Source organism: Fusobacterium necrogenes (assembly GCF_900450765.1).
Lineage (GTDB): Bacteria > Fusobacteriota > Fusobacteriia > Fusobacteriales > Fusobacteriaceae > Fusobacterium_A > Fusobacterium_A necrogenes.
The window spans coordinates 1-20370 of the sequence record NZ_UGGU01000002.1 but is presented as its reverse complement, the minus strand read 5'-3'; the positions used below and the strand labels follow the sequence as shown (position 1 = coordinate 20370).

The 20370-nt window shown below is 24.7% G+C and carries 29 protein-coding genes; 14 read left to right on the top strand and 15 right to left on the bottom strand.

The annotated features are described in order from the left end of the window. Positions 1–18: 18 nt before the first annotated feature. The 6 genes from DYA59_RS09465 (at position 19) to DYA59_RS00295 (ending at position 3807) form a co-directional block, all read left to right on the top strand. Positions 19–180, top strand: coding sequence for a hypothetical protein (locus DYA59_RS09465; RefSeq protein ID WP_172606921.1), 162 nt, complete (start codon positions 19–21; stop codon positions 178–180). After that, positions 170–2200, top strand: a complete 2031-nt coding sequence (locus tag DYA59_RS00315) for a zincin-like metallopeptidase domain-containing protein (RefSeq protein ID WP_115268249.1) — start codon at positions 170–172, stop codon at positions 2198–2200. Before DYA59_RS09465 ends, DYA59_RS00315 begins: the two co-directional genes overlap by 11 nt. 270 nt (positions 2201–2470) lie before the next feature. Continuing rightward, positions 2471–2734 (top strand): hypothetical protein, encoded by a 264-nt coding sequence (locus DYA59_RS00310; RefSeq protein WP_115268247.1) that lies wholly within the window; start codon positions 2471–2473, stop codon positions 2732–2734. A gap of 25 nt (positions 2735–2759) precedes the next feature. Then, on the top strand, positions 2760–3140 hold the full coding sequence (locus DYA59_RS00305; protein ID WP_115268245.1) for a hypothetical protein: 381 nt from the start codon (positions 2760–2762) through the stop codon (positions 3138–3140). A 44-nt stretch (positions 3141–3184) separates the two neighbouring features. Next, entirely contained in the window at positions 3185–3508 is a 324-nt protein-coding gene (locus tag DYA59_RS00300) for a hypothetical protein (RefSeq protein ID WP_115268243.1), read from the top strand. A gap of 20 nt (positions 3509–3528) precedes the next feature. Beyond that, positions 3529–3807 carry a hypothetical protein gene (locus tag DYA59_RS00295; RefSeq protein ID WP_115268241.1) on the top strand — a complete coding sequence of 93 codons (279 nt, stop codon included), beginning with the start codon at positions 3529–3531 and terminating at the stop codon, positions 3805–3807. A gap of 253 nt (positions 3808–4060) precedes the next feature. On the opposite strand, the gene DYA59_RS00290 is transcribed toward DYA59_RS00295, so the two are convergent. The 8 genes from DYA59_RS00290 to DYA59_RS09460 all read right to left on the bottom strand — a co-directional run bounded on the left by DYA59_RS00290 (position 4061) and on the right by DYA59_RS09460 (position 8067). Further along, positions 4061–4375, bottom strand: a complete 315-nt coding sequence (locus DYA59_RS00290) for a hypothetical protein (RefSeq protein WP_115268239.1) — start codon at positions 4373–4375, stop codon at positions 4061–4063. Further along, complete coding sequence (locus DYA59_RS00285) at positions 4372–4611, bottom strand: AbrB/MazE/SpoVT family DNA-binding domain-containing protein (protein ID WP_115268237.1); 240 nt, start codon at positions 4609–4611, stop codon at positions 4372–4374. Before DYA59_RS00285 ends, DYA59_RS00290 begins: the two co-directional genes overlap by 4 nt. A 9-nt stretch (positions 4612–4620) precedes the next feature. Continuing rightward, the gene (locus tag DYA59_RS00280; RefSeq protein WP_115268235.1) at positions 4621–5370 is read right to left on the bottom strand and encodes a zeta toxin family protein; all 750 of its coding nucleotides are present in this window, start codon (positions 5368–5370) and stop codon (positions 4621–4623) included. A 17-nt stretch (positions 5371–5387) separates the two neighbouring features. Beyond that, entirely contained in the window at positions 5388–5570 is a 183-nt protein-coding gene (locus DYA59_RS00275; protein WP_115268233.1) for a hypothetical protein, read from the bottom strand. Between the two features lie 87 nt (positions 5571–5657). Continuing rightward, a complete protein-coding gene (locus tag DYA59_RS00270) occupies positions 5658–5918 on the bottom strand; it encodes a hypothetical protein (protein ID WP_115268231.1) in 261 nt (86 codons plus the stop codon). A 70-nt stretch (positions 5919–5988) separates the two neighbouring features. After that, positions 5989–7035: a helix-turn-helix domain-containing protein gene (locus DYA59_RS00265; RefSeq protein WP_115268229.1), complete on the bottom strand. Its 1047-nt coding sequence runs from the start codon at positions 7033–7035 to the stop codon at positions 5989–5991. Positions 7036–7354: 319 nt separating this feature from the next. Beyond that, positions 7355–7909, bottom strand: coding sequence for a hypothetical protein (locus tag DYA59_RS00260; protein ID WP_115268227.1), 555 nt, complete (start codon positions 7907–7909; stop codon positions 7355–7357). A gap of 14 nt (positions 7910–7923) precedes the next feature. Next, entirely contained in the window at positions 7924–8067 is a 144-nt protein-coding gene (locus DYA59_RS09460; RefSeq protein WP_172606920.1) for a hypothetical protein, read from the bottom strand. Positions 8068–8398: 331 nt separating this feature from the next. On the opposite strand from DYA59_RS09460, the gene DYA59_RS00255 reads away from it, so the two are divergent. Next, the gene (locus DYA59_RS00255; RefSeq protein WP_115268225.1) at positions 8399–8989 is read left to right on the top strand and encodes a helix-turn-helix domain-containing protein; all 591 of its coding nucleotides are present in this window, start codon (positions 8399–8401) and stop codon (positions 8987–8989) included. An 11-nt stretch (positions 8990–9000) separates the two neighbouring features. Here DYA59_RS00255 and DYA59_RS00250 read toward each other — a convergent pair whose 3' ends face one another. After that, entirely contained in the window at positions 9001–9642 is a 642-nt protein-coding gene (locus tag DYA59_RS00250; RefSeq protein WP_115268223.1) for a recombinase family protein, read from the bottom strand. 272 nt (positions 9643–9914) lie between these two features. Here DYA59_RS00250 and DYA59_RS00245 point away from each other — a divergent pair, with 272 nt between their 5' ends. From DYA59_RS00245 to DYA59_RS00215, 7 genes are all read left to right on the top strand, one after another. Then, complete coding sequence (locus DYA59_RS00245; protein ID WP_115268220.1) at positions 9915–10094, top strand: ubiquitin family protein; 180 nt, start codon at positions 9915–9917, stop codon at positions 10092–10094. A 108-nt stretch (positions 10095–10202) separates the two neighbouring features. Beyond that, positions 10203–10946 carry a hypothetical protein gene (locus tag DYA59_RS00240; protein ID WP_115268218.1) on the top strand — a complete coding sequence of 248 codons (744 nt, stop codon included), beginning with the start codon at positions 10203–10205 and terminating at the stop codon, positions 10944–10946. A 37-nt stretch (positions 10947–10983) separates the two neighbouring features. Then, entirely contained in the window at positions 10984–11526 is a 543-nt protein-coding gene (locus DYA59_RS00235; protein ID WP_115268217.1) for a hypothetical protein, read from the top strand. 102 nt (positions 11527–11628) lie between these two features. Next, positions 11629–12006, top strand: coding sequence for a hypothetical protein (locus DYA59_RS00230; protein WP_115268215.1), 378 nt, complete (start codon positions 11629–11631; stop codon positions 12004–12006). Then, positions 11996–12808 (top strand): hypothetical protein, encoded by an 813-nt coding sequence (locus DYA59_RS00225; RefSeq protein WP_115268213.1) that lies wholly within the window; start codon positions 11996–11998, stop codon positions 12806–12808. The genes DYA59_RS00230 and DYA59_RS00225 overlap by 11 nt, the downstream gene beginning before the upstream one ends. 396 nt (positions 12809–13204) lie before the next feature. Further along, the gene (locus DYA59_RS00220; protein WP_115268211.1) at positions 13205–13420 is read left to right on the top strand and encodes a hypothetical protein; all 216 of its coding nucleotides are present in this window, start codon (positions 13205–13207) and stop codon (positions 13418–13420) included. Between the two features lie 61 nt (positions 13421–13481). Then, a complete protein-coding gene (locus DYA59_RS00215) occupies positions 13482–13838 on the top strand; it encodes a hypothetical protein (protein WP_115268209.1) in 357 nt (118 codons plus the stop codon). A gap of 69 nt (positions 13839–13907) precedes the next feature. Here the strand turns inward: DYA59_RS00215 and cptIN are convergent, their stop codons facing one another. The 6 genes from cptIN to DYA59_RS00185 all read right to left on the bottom strand — a co-directional run. Continuing rightward, entirely contained in the window at positions 13908–14726 is an 819-nt protein-coding gene (gene cptIN, locus DYA59_RS00210; RefSeq protein ID WP_115268207.1) for a type III toxin-antitoxin system CptIN family toxin, read from the bottom strand. 232 nt (positions 14727–14958) lie between these two features. Next, positions 14959–15447: a S26 family signal peptidase gene (locus tag DYA59_RS00205; RefSeq protein ID WP_115268205.1), complete on the bottom strand. Its 489-nt coding sequence runs from the start codon at positions 15445–15447 to the stop codon at positions 14959–14961. Next, a complete protein-coding gene (gene trbL / locus DYA59_RS00200; protein WP_115268203.1) occupies positions 15447–16841 on the bottom strand; it encodes a P-type conjugative transfer protein TrbL in 1395 nt (464 codons plus the stop codon). The genes DYA59_RS00205 and trbL overlap by 1 nt, the downstream gene beginning before the upstream one ends. A gap of 16 nt (positions 16842–16857) precedes the next feature. Then, positions 16858–17172, bottom strand: a complete 315-nt coding sequence (locus tag DYA59_RS00195; protein WP_115268201.1) for a hypothetical protein — start codon at positions 17170–17172, stop codon at positions 16858–16860. A gap of 17 nt (positions 17173–17189) precedes the next feature. Beyond that, positions 17190–17948 (bottom strand): hypothetical protein, encoded by a 759-nt coding sequence (locus tag DYA59_RS00190; protein ID WP_115268199.1) that lies wholly within the window; start codon positions 17946–17948, stop codon positions 17190–17192. Positions 17949–17977: 29 nt separating this feature from the next. Next, positions 17978–20370: DNA topoisomerase (locus DYA59_RS00185; RefSeq protein ID WP_115268197.1), on the bottom strand; the 2393-nt coding region annotated here is incomplete at its 5' end.

Here is a 20370-nt window from a genome sequence, read left to right as displayed (position 1 = left end):
AAATAGGAGGTATATTTTATGAATAATGGTTTAAAAAAATTAATGGAAGATCTAAACTTAAAATCTTTTGATGAATTATATGATTTTTTAAATGATCCTGAAAATAAAAATAATTCTATTGTTCAAGAATACCAAGAGTTCATAGCTTATGCAAATGAAGTGATGAAGCATGAAGAATAGTTTTTATAAATATTTTGATTGTGAGTCTAAAGAAGAACTTTATCAAAAATATAGAAATAATGAAGTTCAAGAATTATCAGCTTATTTTGAGTTTTTAAAAAATAGAGAATTACAAGTGTCTGTAAATATAGAAAAAGAACTTCTTGAATTTATTAACGCATACCCTCCAAATAAAAATGAAATACAAGTTATTATGGTAAATAATTCAGGGAAAATTAGAACATGTAAAAATTTTGATATTAATGACTACACTATTAAAGATGTTATCAAAGATACTTATGACACTTCTGCTACAAAATTTATATTAACTGCTAATCTTCCTGATCTTAAATCTACTGAATTAAGAAAAATTTCTTATACTGAACCATTTAAAGATTTAGAATATATTACAGATAAACTAGAAGATATTGGATATAGTAAACTTACAGGACAAGTTATAACTGGAGATAATAAAATTATTTATGATGATTATATTTATTTTGCTGATTTTTCTCCTAGTCCTAGTAATAAAAATTATTTTTCAAAAGAAATTAAAAACTTTTCTTATGATGAAGAATATAGAGAGTTTGCAAATCATATTGCTAAACAGGAATTAAAAGGACTTAATTTAATTGAGAATAGAGAAGAAGTTAAAAATACTTTAATTAAAACTTATGGCGGCCTTTCACAAGAACAATTAGGGGTAATATTATACGATCAAAATAATAATATTAAAGATATTATAAATCCTTTTGTAGGACAAATAGATAAATCTCAAGTTGATTTAAGAATAGTAACTTCAACGTTATTAAGAGAAGATATAAAAGGTATTCAATTGATCCATAATCACCCATCAGGAAATGTTAGGCCATCTAAACAAGATATAAGCTTAACAGAAGCAATAGAAGATCTTTCTATTCTTCTTGAAAAACAACTTACAGATCATTATATAATAGGTAATGATATATTTAGTTTTAGTGAAGAGGGAATGTTACTCAAAAATCTTAGAAAAAATCAGATGAAAGAAACAGAAATAAGTGAGGAAAGTATTAAATTTAAAAGAGAAACATATAAGCAAGCTGATATTAAAGATAAATTTAAGGAAAGTAGAAAACAATTTGTTGAAGAAGTTATTAAATCCTTAGAAAACAATAAAATTCCATGGGAAAAATCTTGGGAAAACCCTAGTTATAACCCAACTACTGGAGCAAGATATAAAGGTGGAAATAGTATTAAACTATCTCTTGAAGCTGTAAAACATAACTATAAAGATCCTAGATGGGTAACGTTTTTACAGGCAAAAGAGCAAGGTTGGAAAATAAAAAAAGGTGCTAAATCTGTTACTTTAGAAGTTTTTAAATATTATGACACTTCTACAAAAAAAGATTTAGATATAGACTTTATTAAAACCTTATCAAAAGAAGAAAAAAGACAATACCTTAAAACTAACGTAAAAACATTCTGTAAAACTTTCAATGTTTTCAATGCAGAACAAATAGAGGGTATTCCTCCACTTGAGGAAAAGAAAAGATCTGTTAATTATAATAAAATCAAACTTATAGAACAAAACTGTGGTGTTCCAATAACATTTGGCGGGGATATGGCTTTTTATTCAGTTACTGATGATAAAATATGTATGCCACCAAGAGAAAGTTTTAAAAGTGCAAATTCCTATTATGCTACCATGTTGCATGAAATAGCACATTCAACAGGCCACCCAAGTAGATTAAATAGACCTCTTAATAATAAATTTGGTACTAAAGATTATGCTTATGAAGAATTAATAGCAGAGTTTTCAAGTGTTTTTATAGGACAAGAAAAAGGCTTAAAATATAATTTTGAGAATAACAAAGCTTATATTCAAAGTTGGGTACAACTATTAAAAAATGACCCTAATGTTCTATTTAGAGCAGCAGCACAGGCAGAAAAAGTAACTGATAGAGTATTAGGCTATGAAAAGGTTATTAGCAAAGAATTAGGTAAGGAAAAAGTAAAAGAAAAATCAAAAGATAAAAAAGCTCAATTATCAATGGCACTATAATGCTAATAAGGAAACAAGGGATAAATCCCTTGTTTTTTTTTATTTAATTTCTTTTTTTATTTTTCAGCCTGCGAATTTTTGCAAATTTTCTCTTTCAGCCCGGTAAATCAACATCAAGCTCTTCGAGTTTTTTGAAAACTTTTTTTTACACTTCGTTCCTCAAAAACTTTACTTTTCAAAAAAATATTGATTTCCCTCGAAAATTTGCTTATTCTTGGCTAACTAAAAAATAAAAAAAGAAAAAAATCATTTTTGATGGGAGGAGTATATATGATGACATTAGAGAAAGCAAAAAAGGAAATTTTAACAAATGGGAGCCTACGCCTTAAAAAAACAGAAAGAAATGAAGAGGAGGATTTAGATATATTAATAGAACTATATATTAGAAAAGAAATAAAAAACAAAAAAGTAAAATACTATGTATATTATGAAGAAATGGATAATTTATATTCGAGAAAACAACATTGGTATCCATATGGAACAACTTTAAAAAATGTTGAAAAGATGTTAAAAAGATATTTAAAAAACTTTTAAAGAATTAAAAATAGGAGGTTTTAAAATGCTAAATGTTAGATTATATGAAGATTTCAGAAGTATGATGGAAAATGAGGGAAGAGCTGAAGAAGTATTAGAAAGATTTTTTAATGATATGGTAGAAGAACAAAATTTTGACCTTTCATTTTATCAATGGTGCAGAAAAAATCTATATTACAATACAATCGGAGATTTCTATATCTGTGCTGACGAGAATTTAAGGGATCAAAAAGGAAAGTTAGAAGAATTAATTGTAAGTAATGGCTATTCAATATATGACATTGAATTAAAAAAAATTGAGCAAATTATTACAATAGAAAATGAGCTAGAAGAATTAATAGACGGCCTTACTGATGAAGAGATTGAAGAAGTTTTAGAAATAAAAAATTTTTTACACAAATTATAGGGGACATTTTCCCCTATACTAACTAAATAAAAAGGGGGGAACTTATGAATTATTTATCTTTAATAAATTTAGATGATAGAAATTTTGTAAATAATTTACTAAAAAATATAGAATTATTAGATCAATATGATGACCTAGAAGAAGAATTTTATTCTCAATTTAGAGATCCTAAAAATCAAATTGTTAGAATCTTTAAAATTAAAGAATTTACTTATATTTTACATCTAACAAGTACAAAAGTTAAAGACTGGAGAGTAACAACATTGATGAATGATCTGCCCATGTGTCATACAGAATTTAAAAATTATATTGAAGCTTTAAAATATTTAATTTCAGAGATAGGATATAAAAACTTTTTTAACCAGTAATTTTTTAGGAGGTAATATCTATGCCTAAAAATATGTTAGCATTTAATTATTTATTAGCTGAAAAACCCATTAATACAGAGATCTCAAGAAAATTATCAAAACCGCTTTTAAAAATATACAATAGTTTAGATCGAAATAGAATCCCAAATATAATGTTATATTCTGACTTTTCTTTTAGTGATATTCTAAAATATATTACATGGTGTATAGAACTTGATCCGAAGAAAGAAAAGGATAAATTAATTGAAAATGAAGATTACTTAATTGAAAATATCTTAATATTAAATTCTTTGCTTTAGGTAGATTAAAAATCTACCTAATTTTTTTAAAGAAAAGTAATACTAAAAGTATTACTTTTCTTTAATATTAAGAAAGTTTAAATAAAGTCAAGTAAAATCCTATATATGAAACTATTGCCGCTACTGTTAATACTCCACAGAAAAAAACATTCCTTTTCTTCTATTTTGAGTTATACTTATTAAAATTCCTATGCTACTTATTACAATCATTACAGTAGTTAGATAAAATAACTCTAATAACATTAAAACTCCTTTATTCTTCTAATTTTTTTAAATAGTATTCTTGTAACTCTTCTAAAGTTTTATTTTTTAATTCTTTTACAATTAATTCTTTATTAGGAACATTTTTTTTAGATAAAACTTGCTCTATTTTTATTAAATAGTCTTTTTTAGCTTTTATATCTCTTAGTTGTAAATTTATATAAAATATCATAAATGCAATAACTATAACTACTGATCCTGAATATACTAATTTTATTCCGCCACGTTCTCCTGCTTTAAAACCTAAAAGTAACATTATTACTCCTATTACTACAAAAAATATTGATAATAAAATTAAAACATTCATTCTTTTTCCTCTCTCTTTTTAAATTCTTTTAAAAGTTCTTCTCCTGATAATCCTTTTTTTATTAATTCTTCTAAGACATCACTTTTTTTCTCTTTAATTACTGGAAATAATTTTATAGAATTATCATCATCTACTACTAATCTAACTTGATCTGTAAATCCTAACTCTTCATAAACTTTCTTAGGTAAAGTAATTTGTTTTTTTGAAGAAATTGCTATTATTTTATCAAACTTCATATTTTACCTCTATCTTTCTATACTACGACTTTTTTGTTTAGAAATTTTCTGTTCTTTTTTAGGCTCTAGTTTTAGATCCTCATACCCTTTAAGAGTTTTTAATTCATGCCCTGTCAATGGATTATAGGCTATTTGTTGGGAAAGATTTTTTTCATTTTCTAGCTGTTTTTCAAGAACAACTTTTATTTCTTTTACCCAATCAGGGATTTTATACTCATTTATTAAATATCTTATAGTATTGTCTTTTTTTTCTAAAACTTCTATATGCTTTTTTTGGCTATTATCATATATAATTAAATTATCACATAAAGGTGCTATTTTTTCTAAGTTCTTTAAACTTTCATAATATCTTTTCTCTATTATCTCATTAGGAATATCATGTCCACCCTTTTCTACTCTTATTTTTACCCGTTCTTTTGCTATTTCAGGACTTTCAACCCCTACATAAGCCATAATTACTTTATATCTATTTTTTTTAGCTTCTTCAATAGCTTTTAAAATACTATTTCCTGTAAGAGTTGTTTCTTGATTGAATGATATTCCTTGCTTTATATATTCTTTTCTTTTAGTTAAAGCTATTCTTGCAGCCATTATTTGATCTTTTGGATTTCTCCAATCTCCAATTTGATTAACAATTTCATCAGTATTAATTCTTTCCCCAAAATCAAAAGTTTTATAATGTATTGAAGATAATCTATATAAAGTTGATTTTCCTGCTCCATTTACTCCCGCAAAAATATATAATTTTTTTTCATTCATAAAAAACATCCTATTGATTAATATTTTTCAGTTTCTAAAGCTTTATTAAAACTAATTTCAATAAAATAATCAATAATTGAACTTATAAAAAATCTAGTTTCATCATCTTTAGCATTAAATGCTATTTCTCTCATTTCTTCTAAAGAAAGTTTTTTACAAGTTTCAAAAAAATCATCAAAATATTTTTCTTTTTCAGTCATAAAAACCACTCCTTTTTATTTTTTCTTGGTTTTTTGTTCTTTGTTTCTTGATAAAATTATACCATTTTTTCTAAAAAAAATCAATCTTTATTGATCTTTTTCTAGGCTCTGTATCAATCCTATTTTTACACCAACCAAGAAATCTATAATAGCAAAATATCCATAAAAAATAGCAAAACAAAATATTGATGAAGTTGTAAGATAAATTAAAGCTCTAGTTTGAGTTTTATCAGCTAGATATATAAAAATTATTTCAAAAATAAAGAAATACCCTAAAAATTTAAAAATATCCATGATAATTATTAATAAACTTACAATGATAATAAGAAAATATACAATTAATTTCATTCAATACACACTACCTTTTAAAAAGCTCTAAAATATGCTTAAAAACGATTTTGTTATTTTAGTTATATATCTAAACAACGGATTTAAAACCATTATATTTAAGTATTACACGTTTTAAATAGCTTTTCATCATTCCATTGTAAATTGTGGGTTGAGCTTCTTTTGTTTTTAGAATAAAAGTTTCTTCAATTTGTTGTTCCTGAACTAAGAGATTTATTGCTTCTTCTTCTATTTTTAATTTATCATAAATATCTAAGTTTTCATATATTGCCATATAGTCTATTTCTGTAGATCTTTCTGTGCTATTATTTTTTTCTATCTCTATAGGTTTTTCTATAGTATCATTTTTTTCTGTATATTCTTTATTTTTTTTAGAATTAATTTGTCTTTCTTCTTTTGCTATTTTGGTAGAAAATAAAGCAGCTATATTTTTTACATCTTTATTTTCTTTTATTGCTATATAAGTTTCTCTCAAATAGTTTTCTGTATCTTTAAGTGATAAATGTTTTCTTAATTTTAATACCGAATTTTTATTTGTTTTAGTGAAGTTTATTTCAAATTCCTTAAATAAATTTTCAAAAAAATCAAGTTCATCATCTATACCATGATTTTTTTTATTGTTCTTTATAACTTGTTCTTTATTAAGTGTCGCTACCGATACTACCCTAGTGTCGCTACCGACACTACCTCCTAGTGTCGCTACCGATACTACCCTAGTGTCGCTACCGACACTACCTTCTTTAGTTTCTGCTAAATCTTTATCTTTACTAATATATTCTTTTATATTTTGAACTGAATATAAATTACTTTGATAACTATTATTTTCTGGATTGTATCTTTGAACTTTTTTTACTAACCCTTTTTCTATCAATCCTTTTAAAGCTATTAACATATTTTTTTTAGAGCAACGACTTTTTTTTGCTAATGTTTCTAAACTTGGATATCCTACTTGCCCATTACAATATCTTGATAAGACTATAAATAGAATAAACTCTCTATCAGTATCAAATAGTTTTGGATTATCTATAGCTGCGTTTTCAACTCTAAAGTAAAAGTCTTTTCTTTCATCTACAATTCCCAATGCTTCTTTTTGTTCTTGTGTTAAATTAAAGTCCATAAATTCCTCCTATTTTTTATAGCAAAAAAAGAACAGATCTCAACGAAGTTAGTACCTGTTCTTTCACTATTTTTAGGAAAATATTATATTGTAAATCTTTAAAATTGGGGTTGACGCACTCCCAAAAAAAGAGTATAATATTTACAAAAGTTAAAAACATAGTTAGATGGTGCTAACTTTGTTAAGAAGCTCTTAAAATGTTGCCAGCATTTTAGGAGCTATTTTTTTACTATATTAATTTTAACTATTTTATAATTTTTAATGTCAATTTGTCAAGTTTATTTTTGAATATTTAGTATAACATATGTTCTTATACCATTTAATTAGTTCTATATTTTTCTAAAAATTCGAGTATTGCAAGTGATAAATACTCAATACCTGAATAATTTTTGTGACTTTTTACAAATTGTTGAAATTCTTGCCATACATTGTCTACAACTTTAACAGAGGTTTGCTTAATTATATAATTTTCTCCTTGAAGTCTTTGAGGTAGAACTTTAGGAAGAGCAACTATTTCAAGTATTTCATCATCATTATTTTTAATTTTAGAATCAAATTCGACTAAAGGAATATTTTTATTTTCTGCTAATTTTGATACTAGAAAGTCCATTCCTTTTAAAAAATCTTCTTTTGTTAAAATTTCTTCATTAGTAATATTATTAGTATTACTTTCTATTAATGCAAGATCTTTCTTATTAAAATTGTTTATATGTAAATTATAAGCTTTTATATATTTTTGTCCTAAGTATTCACATAGAGTTTTTAAGTTATAACTTAGCCCTAAACCTAAATTTTTTCTGATTTGTGTAAAAGGTACATCTTCAATTAGCATATTTAACAATAATTTCTTTTGTTCATCAGATAACTTTTTCATAAAATCCCTCCTAATTATTTTGATTGTAAGTTTTTGTTGTAATATCCTAAAGCCATACCAATTAATATTGCTTTGTCCATATCATCTACTAGATAAGTAACATCAAGAGCTTTAAAATAACATTCAATTAATCCATTTTCTAAAATTGTTGTTTTCATTATATCACTCCTTTATTTTTTTTTAGATATGTGATATAATCTAGTTGCGAGTTAGGTATATATCATATATCTTAGAAAGAAGTCTGATATAGACTTCTTTTTTACATAATATAACATTAAAGAAATATAGTAAAATAAAGTATTTATATTATGATAAGCCATAGGGTATTACTATTAGTATTACTTAATTAAAGTATAATACTTTTAATGGAGAATGTCAAGTAATACTTTTAGTAATACTTTATTTTTTTGACTAAAATAGATTGCATTTAGTAGAAAAATATAGTATAAATAAATTATTAATCAATTTTATTATAAAAAGAGGTATAATATGTTAGATCCTATTTTAGAAGATTTTTTTGAAAATACATTCAATTACAAGAAATTAAAAGATAGTAGAAAAAAAAGAAAAATATCTTTAGATAGTGCAGTAAAACAAACTGGAATACCAATAGCAACATTTACGAGATATGAAGATGGAAAAACTAAAAAAATTCCAGTAGAAGCAATAGAAAAGCTGTGTAAATTGTATGGTACAGATCAAGAATTTTATAAAAATTGGAGTACGTACCCATTTTATAATTTGACAGGATATATTTTTAGTTTTATTAGAGGAATAAATTTAAGTAAAAATAAATTTGGTGCAGCTGTAGGGGAAAAATTAGGAGTTAATAAATTTTTAAAAAATAAAAAAGATATTGAGAGTTTAAAAAAGTCATTAAGTTTAGAAGAACAAGAAGAATTTGAAAAATATCAGGAGATCTCTAAAATTTTGTTAAATACAAAAAATCTTTTAGAAGATGAAGAAACTAAGGAAATAGAAGAAATTTTATTTATTATTTATTTTACCCATAAAATTAGAAAAAATGTAAAATATGAAAAATTTGATATAGAAACTTTAGAAAAAGAAATAGAAGAGTAATACTTTTAGTATTACTCTTCTATATTTTTATAAAAATGACTTTTTATTCTGTATAAAGTAGCTTGACTTAATCCAGTAAATTTAATACAGTCAGATAATTTTATACTTTTTTCTATCCAAGCTTTAATATAACGTTGTTGTTCTTTAGAAAGAGTTTTTTGTTTATTAGGCCTACCTACTTCCCTGCCAGTCTTTTTAGAATATTTTTTTCCATTTTCATTAATTGGCATGGCGGCAATTCCTTGTTCTCTCCTTTTGGTTGAGATATTTAGTTCTTCTTCTGCCAAAGTAGCATAAACTTCAATTAATATATTATTTATCATTTCTATTATTAATTTATTATCATCTAACTCAATAGCAGTTGTAGGAATATCATCAACAACTAATCTAATTCCTTTTTGTTTAAGTTCTCTTAGTTCATCAAGAGATTGCTTTTTATTTCTTCCTAAACGATCCAAGCTCATTATAATTAATGTATCTCCTGATTGTATTTCTTCTTTTAATTTTTGATATTCAGGCCGGTTGAAATTTTTTCCTGTAGACTTATCAATAAAAATATCTGAATTTCTTAAATTATATTTTTCTTTTAATTTTAATTGTCTGTCCTCGTTTTGTTCTCTAGTGGAAACACGTATATATAAATATTTTCTCATAATTCCTCCCACTCTTACTTACATATGATATTAACATATTATATAAATTATATAATAAAAATAAGTAAAAATCAATCAAAATATATAGAAGAAAAAATAATAATTTTGATAAAGTTTTTTCAAAAAAAGACGGCTGCTTACTCTAATAAAATCGTATTATTATTTTTTTATCAAAAAGTATAATTATTGATAAAAAGATTGACTTAAATAATTAAATGTGTTATGATAAATTATAACGTACAAAACGTACGTTATAGAAAGGAGGTATTTATTTGAATGATAAGGTAATTAAAAAGTTTAAATTAAGTAAAGGAGGTGTCAATAATCAACATTGGAGAGTTTTAATTCCTAAAAATTTTTGGGAAGATTTAGAACTCAAAGAGGGGGATAATATTGAAATTTCTATAAGTGATGATAAAGTAATAAAAATAAGAAAAGTAGAAATTAAATAAAAAAAGCCCCCCACAATAAAGTATTATTATGGAGGAGCACTATATAAGTACCTAGCAATTACATTATATAGTAAAACTCCTAAAAATTCAATTAATAAGGAGGATTTTATGGTTGAAATAGTAGATTTTTTGATAAATATAAAATATATACATCTTCTTATAATGATGATACATGGAATTAAAAATGGATTAATAATGGAGAAATTTTTAAGGATAACAATATTATTTGGTTTAATGTGTGCAATAGTACTTGTTATTTTAGGAATTTTATTTATTATAAACATAATTTATTCTATAATTTTAAAAAAAAAAATAAACTGTATGAATATAATAGAAAATTGTATAATACCATCATATGGTATAGCTTTAGGAATAGTATTTTCAACAGTAATTTTGACATTTACTATAATAAATGAAGAAATAGAAATTATAGAACCGAATATAAATAAGCATTTTAGAGTTATAGTAGGAGAGATAGAAAAATTTAAAAACTTTCCTAGGAGAAATTATATTTCTTTGACTAAAGAGTATAATCTCAAAAAGATAGGATTAGATAAATATATAGATATAGATATTAAAAAGACTTTACACTTTGATAACTATGAGTTAAACGAATTGATTGAAAAAATTGATACCATGATAGAAATAGATAATAACCTTGAATTATCTTTAGATGAAAAAAAACATTTGAAAGATAAAGTAATTTCTTCAAAAGGCTATAAGCAGATTAACAATATTAGAAATGAAATTTATAAACTTATTGAAGAAAAAGATAAAAACGAATCTATAAGAAAAGAAAAAATAAATTTAGAGGAACAAAAAGAAATTCTTAAAACCTTTAAAAACTTATGATATAATTAGCTTGAAATAAAAGAAAAAAGGAGAGTTTATGAAAAAATTAGATAATGTTAAGTGGTTTTTAGAAATTATATTAATAATAATGGTATTTTATCTTTATAGTTTAGTTGATAAAGATTTACTTTTAAGTATAAGAGGATTTGAAAGAATAGCAGAAAATGGAAGAATAATTATTGCTAAAAATGATCCTACAGATAAATTAATTACTATTGGATCAGAGTTTAGAGATAAGCAACTAATTTTAGATTATGATGATGTTGCTTTAGAAAACTATTTAGGTACTTATATGAATTATTTACAATTAAAGGAAATAGATTATATTCTTATAAAAAATAAAGATTATCTAGTATATCAAGATGGAAAAGATTTATATTTAAGTACTAATTTTATACAGAAAAATAAATATTATAAAATAGAGAAGATTGAAGAAGATAAACTTTTCTTAGGGGAAAAGAAATTTTTTCTAAAACCTTTAAGTGATAAAAAAATGATAAAGAAAGTAAATAAAGATACGGAAGAATTATACTATAAAGTAAAAAATAAAACTTTAGTAATAAAAGCAGAAAATTTATAAACAAGGAAAAATCCTTGTTTTTTTATATAGACTATAAACAGTATTTTTGTTATAATAGATACATATGATATTAACATATTATATAAAAAAAGGGGGGTAAAAATGAAAAAAATTATTGAGTACATAAAATTTGTGATGAGTGAATACCAAGAGGAAGAAGCAAAGGAAGAGTTTTTAGAATGGAGTTTTTATTTACTTGATAATTTTGCTAAAAGTAAAGGATTTACAGATATATTTCATTTAACAGCTAATGAGGTAACATTTGAAGATAAAACAGAAGAAATAGATAATACTATTGACTTTATAAAAAAATATGAAAAAAATGTTGATGGAATCTTAGAAGAGTTATTTGAAATTATTTTAAATGGAATGGAAAAAGAAAAGGAAAAATATCCTTATCAATTATTAGAAGAATTTTTTATCAAGCATAAATATGATAATATCATATGTTATAAAAATTGGAGGAAAAATGAAGAGTAAATCACTTGATAAACAAAGGGAAGAATGGAGTAAATATTTACATCAACAAGATAGAATGATGGAGTTTATAGAAGAAAATACTATAAATTTATCTATGGATAGTGACGGCGAGTATATTAGAAAAATAAACTATACTTCAAATAAAGATACATTAAAAATAATAGAAGAGAATTTAGGAAAGTTAGAGAAATTTTATAAAAAAATTAATGATAATAAAAAATTACATCAAAATTTTCCAGTTATTTTAAAAGGGGTAGAAAATATCAATATTAATATAAATTCTGCTACAAAATCTTTTCCTATAAATAGACTAGATAAAGAAAAACTAGATAAAACTTTAACTTTATGTACTTTTGAAACAAATGTAGAGCCTAAAACAGATCCTCGTTTTTTAACATTTTATAAATTACAAGAAAAATATCATCTTAGATTTAGTTTTATTACTTTATTTAGGACAATAGGATATGGACAAAATAAAAAAAGTAAAGAAATAAAACTCTGTTTTGTAAAAATAAAATATAAAGACTTATTAGATTTAACAAATACTAATAAATTACAAATACATATTTCAACTGGAAATCAATATATATTAAATGTAAGAAAAGTAGGAGAGAATAGATCTAAAAGATATAGATATGGTTTTGTAATTTTAGATAAAGAAGCAAGAATAAATAAAGCTAATAAAGAAGCTAAAAGAACACATTGTCTTGAAAATACATTAGAAAAATATGAGTTCCCATTCCCAACGATTTGTAAAATTTATATCAAAGAAAAAAAAGGTATTCAAATGAATATATTTTAATATGTTAATATCATATGTTATAAAAGTACGTGTTTTATAAAAAGAAGAATTTTTAAAGGTAATTTAACACCTATAACTTTTTGGAAAGGCCTTAAAAAGGATTTTAGAAGCTCGATTTTTTAGAAAAGATTATTAAATAATGTAACAAGGGATAAATCCCTTGTTTTTTTTATTTAATTTCTTTTTTTATTTTTCAGCCTGCGAATTTTTGCAAATTTTCTCTTTCAGCCCGGTAAATCAACATCAAGCTCTTCGAGTTTTTTGAAAACTTTTTTTTACACTTCGTTCCTCAAAAACTTTTCAAAAAAATATTGATTTCCCTCGAAAATTTGCTTATTCTTGGCTAACTAAAAAATAAAAAAAAGAAAAAAATCATTTTTGATGGGAGGAGTATATATGATGACATTAGAGAAAGCCAAAGAAAATTTATTTAAAGGAAAAAAATTAAATTATTTAGAAGCTTTACAATCAAAATTAGAATTAATCAGAAATCAAGATGTTTTAGAAGTAGATGTAAAAAATATAAGAATAGAAAAAATTGAAAATAGTTACTACTTAAAATATCAAGATTTAGAAGATGAAATATTAATAGCAAGAGCAGAAAGACAATAAATAAAAGGGGTACATCTAAAGGTGTACCCTATAGGAAAAATTCAAAATAGGAGGTAAAAAAATGGGTTTAGATCAATATTTTTATAAAACAAAGAAAAGTATATCAGAGAAAGACATTCAAGAATTAAATAGAAAAGTAAATTACGGGGATATTAGCTTAGAAAAATTTGAAGAAACGGCCGAATGTATAAAGTATTTTAATAAAAATTATGATTTACAAGAAGCAGTTTTTGAAGTATGGCAAAAGAAGAAAAAAAATGATAATATAGACAGTTTTAATTATAAGTTTTTAAAATTAACTAAACGGGATTTTAATTTTTTAACAAAGACAGTAGAAGAACAAAAGAATATAGAAATTCTAAAAAAAATAGAAGCAGAACTAAACACACATAATATATATTTTTATAGTTCATGGTAATTTTATATCATTTTAATTATCGGATTTTTAAAAATAGGTAAAAAAGTAATACTTTTAGTATTACTTTTTTTATCTTTCTATACCGCGACTTTTTTGTTTAGAAATTTTCTGTTCTTTTTTAGGCTCTAGTTTTAGATCCTTAAAGTGTTCTTTTTTAAATTCCTTAGATATATCTAATTGTGCTATATTATAAAATTCTATATCTTTAGTTATTAATTTATCATCTTTCTTTAATACTACTGGAACAGTTGCAGCTGATCCATCTACTACCTTTAGATTATTTTTTTCAACTTCTACTTTACTGATCCATTGGTTAGTATCATATTTTGGCAGCTCATACCCTTTAAGAGTTTTTAATTCATGCCCTGTCAATGGATTATAAACTATTTCTTGAGAGATATTTTTCTCTTGTTTTAGTTCTTCAGTTAATTCATTTAATAATTTTTTCAAATTAATAGTATTTTCTTTTGTTACTCTCATAGAATAGTTTATATATTTAGCTGTTTTTTTCTCTATTTTTTGAATTAATTTAGTATCTTTTATTACTAATGGTTTATTTGTTAAAGTTTCTATAAACTCGCCCTCGATATATTTTTCAGTTATAGGAAAAACATTCCCAATAAGAAAAACAGATTTTTTTTGTTGAGTATTTATCACATAAAAAGGACATTTTTCCTCATTACCACCATATTGAGTATTTATTTTATTAATAGCTTTTTCTAATTTAGTAGACATTGGAATTAACCAATAAATTCCATCAATTTTTTTATCTTTATATACATAATAATATGGACGTCCTGTTCCTCTATTTTCACTTAAATATTTATCTTGATGTTTTTCAAAAAATTCTTCTTTTATTGTATAAACACCACTATTTTTTAATTTCATTTTTCCTCCTTGTAAAAAAAAAAGTCCTTAAAGGACTTTTTATCTTTCACACCGCATTTTTGAACACTTAGGTTTGGTTTCCTAACTTCCGATCACACCGCATTTTTGAACACTTAGGTTTGGTTTCCTAACTTCCGATCACACCGCATTTTTGAACACTTAGGTTTGGTTTCCTAAAAATCTTTCATATATAGTATTGTATCATATATAATTATTTTTTTCAATTGTTTTATTAAAATTTTATAAATAATTCTGCTTTATATATTATATCTTTTCTTTTTACCACTCCTATATATCTGCCATCAAAAGAATTTTTCACTTTAGAAAGTAATAAATATTCATCATCATTTTTAGGCTGTAATTCTTTTTCACTTTTAGGCTCTAGTTTTCTTGAATGACTATCTTTATAGGCCATTTTTCCCCAAGATATACCATTTATAAAGAGTTCATCATTTTTTATTGTTACCATATCATCTTTAGTTGCTGCTACTATTTTCATTAATGTTTGTGCGTCTTTTAAGATATATTCTCTTTCTTTAGCCATTTTTTTCATATCATTAGGAATATTAAAAACTACTATATCCCCTTTATTTATTGTTTCTACTGGAAAAGTTTTATAAATCCCCCTAGTTAAAGATTTAGAGGGATTTATTATATATTTATTCCTTTGAGATAATAAACAACCTATAAAAATAATAAAAATTAGTATTATTTTTTTCATTAAATTTCTTCTCCATTTAATTTAGTTTTATGGTTTATATTAGAGTACATATCTTCTCTTTTTAATTTAGATCCAGTATTTGTATTTGCTGATCCGTTGTCAGTATTACTATTAGTATTACTTGGAGTAGTTCCAGTATCTGTGTTTACTGATCCGCTGTCAGTATTACCATTAGTATTACTTGGAGTAGTTCCAGTATCTGTGTTTACTGATCCGCTGTCAGTATTACCATTAGTATTACTTGGAGTAGTTTTATTATTTGCGTTTGTTGCTTTATTGTTAGCGTTATTATCTTCTTTTTTATTGTCTGTTTTAGTTTCTCCTTTATTTTTATTTAATGATGAATAAGCTCCTTGTGCTGCTCCGCTTGCCATTCCTGCTACTCCACCTACTGCTGTTCCAAATGCTCCACCTATAGCTTGTCCAACTGCTACACCACCGGGACCGAAAATTCCTCCTATAGCTCCACCGAGTTTACTTCCTGCCATTCCTCCTTTATCGGCCATAGAGTTAGCCCCACCCATAGCCCCGGCATATGCTCCGGCTCCGGCTGCTATAGTTGTAGCTGCTGCCCCAACTCCTGCTACTGCTGTTCTTAATCCTGCTAATCCAGTTTGTAGTGCAGCACTAGCATTTAATGCAGGACTACCAGTCATTAATGAAGCGGCCATACTTGGAATTTGCAAAGCTATATATGCAAGTATTATTATTACTGCTGCTGCATGAAGAAAATTATTAGTTTTATTTCCTAAATTCATTGTCAAATTATCAATTATTGGTTGACTAATTAGCATTATTAGATTTAATATACACATTTTTATTCCGCAACCAACTACCAATTTAAAAACATTTGTATAATAATTCTCTCCTACTTTTAAAGTGCCAAAAGGAAGAAATATTATTGCTATTCCAGTTAAAAAATAATATTCTATAGAAGTTATTATAACTGAAAAAGCTAAAAAGAAAAATCCTATTATTATTAGAAGAAAAATTATTCCTAATACTAAATAAGTCAAAGGTGCTGACCAACTACCTTGATCTAATATTTTAAAACCTAAATCTATCCCTAAATCTATTATATCACTTGGATTATCTATAAAATCTTTATTTCCTACACTTATGTTTATGGCAGCTTTTCCAATTTTTAAAAATCCTAACATAACTTCTTTGAGCAACCAAGACCAATTAGTTATAAGATATATTAATATTCCTACTCTAAAAACTTTCTTTATTATGTATTTATTCCAATCTGTTTCTTCTAAGTTAAAAACTTCTAAAGTTATGTCAATTATGGTAAAAACACATAATAATCCTAAAGATATATTCTTTAAATTATCAGGAATATTAATTATAGCTTTTAAAAAAATACTTAAAACTTCAGTTAATGTATTCATAACTTCCCTCTCTTAGTTATTCTATATTCTTTCCCTCTAATAAATTTCTTAATCCTGAACTTTTATTACTTGTATCTATTTCTTTTCCATGTCTTGAAGATAAAGAAAAATATAAATCTCTCCAATCTCTTAATTGTGCTAAAGCTTTTTCATTATTTTGACTTTCTAAATCCTTTATAATATCATTATATTCTTGTTGTAATTTTTTATCTTCTGTTTGAAGTAGTTTTATTAAAAATTCCTTTTTTTCTTCTTTGCTTTCATACTGGAAATTACTTCCACACCCAGTTAATGTTAAAATTGTTAAAATTCCTATTAAAAATTTTTTCATATTTAAACCACCTTTTATTATTTTATATTCTTTCCCTCTAATAAATCTCTTAATCCTGAACTTTTATTACTTGTATCTATTTTTCCTGTTGTTAATGTGTTATATTCTTCTCTTGCTACTTGTTCTTTTTGTATTTCTTTCATCATAGCTGTACCTTGTGTTGCTAGACTTTGGGAAAGTAATAATTTCATATCATTTAAAACTTGATATGTCATTCCTGTCATTTGTACATTTGCTTGAATAGCTGCTTTTTGCCCTTGAACTGTATTAGCTGCACTCATTAAAGCTCTTACTCTTTGTGCGTCATTTTGCATTTGTTGAGAATTAGTTATTCCAACTGTTCTTAATGAATCTTCTGCTATATTTCTTGTTTGCTCTAATATTTTATCCGCTTGATAAATATATTGTTCTGGATTTAAATTTTTTAAATCCTCAAAAGAAATATAAATATTTTTAAATTGTTCCTGAAAATTTTTAAAATCATTTATTTGGGATTTAGCTTTGTTTTGAATATCTAAAATACTTTGAAAACTTTGTTGTAATCCAATTAATTGGCTATTTGCTAATATTCCATCTATACTAGCCAAATTAATTGCATCATTTTTTAATTGTTCAATTTGATTTTGAGTTTGCTTAATTGCTTCTAATGTTTGTTTAACACTCTCTATTCTTTGAGTTATATTTTCTTGATGATTAGCAGGATCATACACTTCCAAAGCTAAAGACGAAATGTATAGTATAGTATTTAGGGTTATTATTAATATTTTTCTTTTCATTTTACACCTCCTTAGTAATACTAAAAGTATTACTCTTTATCTTTTTTTACAAATCCGTCAAGTTCAAAATTTACATAGCTTCCATTTATTTTGATCTTTAGATAAGCTTCGTATTCTTTACCCTCTTTATTTTTCATTTTAAAAGCTTGTTTTTTCCCGGCTAGTAGTCCTTTTAATTTGGCTTTTGTTATTTTTATTGGATTGTTAAAATGTTTTGAATCTTCCCATAAAAAGAACTTACAATTTTCCTCGGAACAAGTATAAAATATTTTTCCCTCTTTAGATTTTTTTTGATGGATCTGTCCTTTTTCACACATAGGACATATTCCTAAATCGCTATCATCATTTCCTACAAATCCGTCAAGTTCAAAATTTACATAGCTTCCATTTATTTTGATCTTTAGATAAGCTTCATATTCTTTACCCTCTTTATTTTTCATTTTAAAAGCTTGTTTTTTCCCGGCTAGTAGTCCTTTTAATTTGGCTTTTGTTATTTTTATTGGATTGTTAAAATGTTTTGAATCTTCCCATAAAAAGAACTTACAATTTTCCTCGGAACAAGTATAAAATATTTTTCCCTCTTTAGATTTTTTTTGATGGATCTGTCCTTTTTCACACATAGGACATATTCCTAAATCTTCTAGGGTATCTTCCATTTTTATTTTTTCTACCTCTATATCTTGACCTATAATTTTATTTAATTCATCTATTGTTTTATTTACAACTTCTTCTACTTCACTTTCTCCTTTATAAATTTTTTTCAATAGTTTACTAAACTCTACTGTCTTATTTTTATAAAGATCAATTTTAAGAGTATCTAAAATTTCTACGAGTTTTTCTCCTAAAGGCTCTATACTATAAGTAGATCCTTTTTGTGAAATATATTCATTTTTCTTTGCATTTTCTATAATTGATGTTCTAGTAGCAACTGTTCCTATCTCTACCCCATCAAAAATGGCCTTGTATTCTTCATCTTCTGTCATTTTTTCATTTCTAAAAGGATTTTCAAGAAAATTTCCTAATTCTTCCTCTGTTACTTTTTTTGGCGGAGTAGTTTTCTTTTTAACTGGTTTAAATTCTATGTTATAACTATCTCCCTCTTTAAAGTTAGGTAATTTATTTTCTATTTTTTGTGGCTCATATTTCATAAATCCTAATTTAGTTATAGTTTCCCCTTTAAATGTAAAGGTTTCTGTTCCTACTTTTAGATCTACTTTTATTTGATTGACTAAAGTTTCTTCTTTGGTAAAATTACTTATAAATCTATTATAAATAGTGTTATATACTATTTTTTCTTCATCTGTTAGATCCTCTTCTTTAGGAATTTTAGTAGTAATAGTTAAAGCACTATGACTTTCTACTTTTGAAGAATCAAATATTCTTTTAGAATCAAGAAAATCAAGCTCATCAGGCATATCAAGCACTTCTAATATTTTGCTTACTTTTTCTTTTTCATTTTCTGCCAAGTATTGAGTATTTGTTCTTGGATAAGTAATATATCCGTTTAAATATAGATTTTGAATAATTTTTTCTGATTTTGCAAAAGACATCTTGTTAGTTTTAGATAAATGATTTTGCAATTTTGAAAGTGAAAATAATTTACTTGGATATTTTTTTATTTCCTTACTCTCAATTTTTTCAATAATAGCTTGATTTTTATTAAGGTTTTCAGCTTCTTTTATTGCTTCTTTTTCTTCATTTTCTTTAAATTTTTTATCTACAGTTAATACTAATTCAGTATCTCCTAATAAACTTTCAAGTTGATAATAGTTTTCAACTTGAAAGTTTTTAATTGCCATTTCTCTATCATAAATAAACTTGACAATAGGAATTACTACTCTTCCTACATCAAATTTATGTTCTGTTTTATTAGTTAAATACCTTGAAAGGTTTATTCCTAATAACCAATCTATATAAGATCTTGCTATTCCCTCATTATGAAGATTTATATATTCAAAATTATTTTTTGTAGCTTTTAATTGTGTTCTAATAGTATCTTCTGTCTGTTCAGGCAACCATAACCTCATAACTGTTTTATCGTTGCTTATAAAGGCTAATAAACTATCTACAATCATTTGACCCTCTCTGTCTGAATCTCCACAATGTATTATTTCTTTTACATCTTCTCTTTCAATAAGATTTTTAATAATACTAACTTGTTTTTTTATTATATCATCATCTTTGATCTTATATTCAAAATTACTAGGAACAAATGGAAGTTCTACTTCTTTCCATGGAGTTTTTTTTCCTAAGTAATCATCTACATCTTTTAAAGAAAGCAAATGACCCATACACCAAGTAATAATATAATTTTCATTTTCTACATATCCAGTTCTATCTTGTTCAGTATGGTTTTCATACTTACCTAAAGCCTTAGCAACAGTTCTAGCTAAACTTGGTTTTTCCGCAATTATTAGCTTCA

What these genes read in the sequence shown, in the direction of transcription:
- DYA59_RS00300 (WP_115268243.1), top strand. Translation starts at nt 3,185, where the DNA reads ATGAATTATTTATCTTTAATAAATTTAGATGATAGAAATTTTGTAAAT.
- DYA59_RS00305 (WP_115268245.1), top strand. Translation starts at nt 2,760, where the DNA reads ATGCTAAATGTTAGATTATATGAAGATTTCAGAAGTATGATGGAAAAT.
- DYA59_RS00255 (WP_115268225.1), top strand. Translation starts at nt 8,399, where the DNA reads ATGTTAGATCCTATTTTAGAAGATTTTTTTGAAAATACATTCAATTAC.
- DYA59_RS09460 (WP_172606920.1), bottom strand. Translation starts at nt 8,067, where the DNA reads ATGAAAACAACAATTTTAGAAAATGGATTAATTGAATGTTATTTTAAA.
- DYA59_RS00290 (WP_115268239.1), bottom strand. Translation starts at nt 4,375, where the DNA reads ATGAATGTTTTAATTTTATTATCAATATTTTTTGTAGTAATAGGAGTA.
- DYA59_RS00280 (WP_115268235.1), bottom strand. Translation starts at nt 5,370, where the DNA reads ATGAATGAAAAAAAATTATATATTTTTGCGGGAGTAAATGGAGCAGGA.
- DYA59_RS00220 (WP_115268211.1), top strand. Translation starts at nt 13,205, where the DNA reads ATGATGACATTAGAGAAAGCCAAAGAAAATTTATTTAAAGGAAAAAAA.
- DYA59_RS00250 (WP_115268223.1), bottom strand. Translation starts at nt 9,642, where the DNA reads ATGAGAAAATATTTATATATACGTGTTTCCACTAGAGAACAAAACGAG.
- DYA59_RS00195 (WP_115268201.1), bottom strand. Translation starts at nt 17,172, where the DNA reads ATGAAAAAATTTTTAATAGGAATTTTAACAATTTTAACATTAACTGGG.
- DYA59_RS00230 (WP_115268215.1), top strand. Translation starts at nt 11,629, where the DNA reads ATGAAAAAAATTATTGAGTACATAAAATTTGTGATGAGTGAATACCAA.
- DYA59_RS00240 (WP_115268218.1), top strand. Translation starts at nt 10,203, where the DNA reads ATGGTTGAAATAGTAGATTTTTTGATAAATATAAAATATATACATCTT.
- DYA59_RS00270 (WP_115268231.1), bottom strand. Translation starts at nt 5,918, where the DNA reads ATGAAATTAATTGTATATTTTCTTATTATCATTGTAAGTTTATTAATA.
- DYA59_RS00260 (WP_115268227.1), bottom strand. Translation starts at nt 7,909, where the DNA reads ATGAAAAAGTTATCTGATGAACAAAAGAAATTATTGTTAAATATGCTA.
- DYA59_RS00295 (WP_115268241.1), top strand. Translation starts at nt 3,529, where the DNA reads ATGCCTAAAAATATGTTAGCATTTAATTATTTATTAGCTGAAAAACCC.
- DYA59_RS00205 (WP_115268205.1), bottom strand. Translation starts at nt 15,447, where the DNA reads ATGAAAAAAATAATACTAATTTTTATTATTTTTATAGGTTGTTTATTA.
- DYA59_RS00265 (WP_115268229.1), bottom strand. Translation starts at nt 7,035, where the DNA reads ATGGACTTTAATTTAACACAAGAACAAAAAGAAGCATTGGGAATTGTA.
- DYA59_RS00215 (WP_115268209.1), top strand. Translation starts at nt 13,482, where the DNA reads ATGGGTTTAGATCAATATTTTTATAAAACAAAGAAAAGTATATCAGAG.
- DYA59_RS00310 (WP_115268247.1), top strand. Translation starts at nt 2,471, where the DNA reads ATGATGACATTAGAGAAAGCAAAAAAGGAAATTTTAACAAATGGGAGC.
- DYA59_RS00275 (WP_115268233.1), bottom strand. Translation starts at nt 5,570, where the DNA reads ATGACTGAAAAAGAAAAATATTTTGATGATTTTTTTGAAACTTGTAAA.
- DYA59_RS00225 (WP_115268213.1), top strand. Translation starts at nt 11,996, where the DNA reads ATGAAGAGTAAATCACTTGATAAACAAAGGGAAGAATGGAGTAAATAT.
- DYA59_RS00190 (WP_115268199.1), bottom strand. Translation starts at nt 17,948, where the DNA reads ATGAAAAGAAAAATATTAATAATAACCCTAAATACTATACTATACATT.
- cptIN (WP_115268207.1), bottom strand. Translation starts at nt 14,726, where the DNA reads ATGAAATTAAAAAATAGTGGTGTTTATACAATAAAAGAAGAATTTTTT.
- trbL (WP_115268203.1), bottom strand. Translation starts at nt 16,841, where the DNA reads ATGAATACATTAACTGAAGTTTTAAGTATTTTTTTAAAAGCTATAATT.
- DYA59_RS09465 (WP_172606921.1), top strand. Translation starts at nt 19, where the DNA reads ATGAATAATGGTTTAAAAAAATTAATGGAAGATCTAAACTTAAAATCT.
- DYA59_RS00235 (WP_115268217.1), top strand. Translation starts at nt 10,984, where the DNA reads ATGAAAAAATTAGATAATGTTAAGTGGTTTTTAGAAATTATATTAATA.
- DYA59_RS00285 (WP_115268237.1), bottom strand. Translation starts at nt 4,611, where the DNA reads ATGAAGTTTGATAAAATAATAGCAATTTCTTCAAAAAAACAAATTACT.
- DYA59_RS00315 (WP_115268249.1), top strand. Translation starts at nt 170, where the DNA reads ATGAAGAATAGTTTTTATAAATATTTTGATTGTGAGTCTAAAGAAGAA.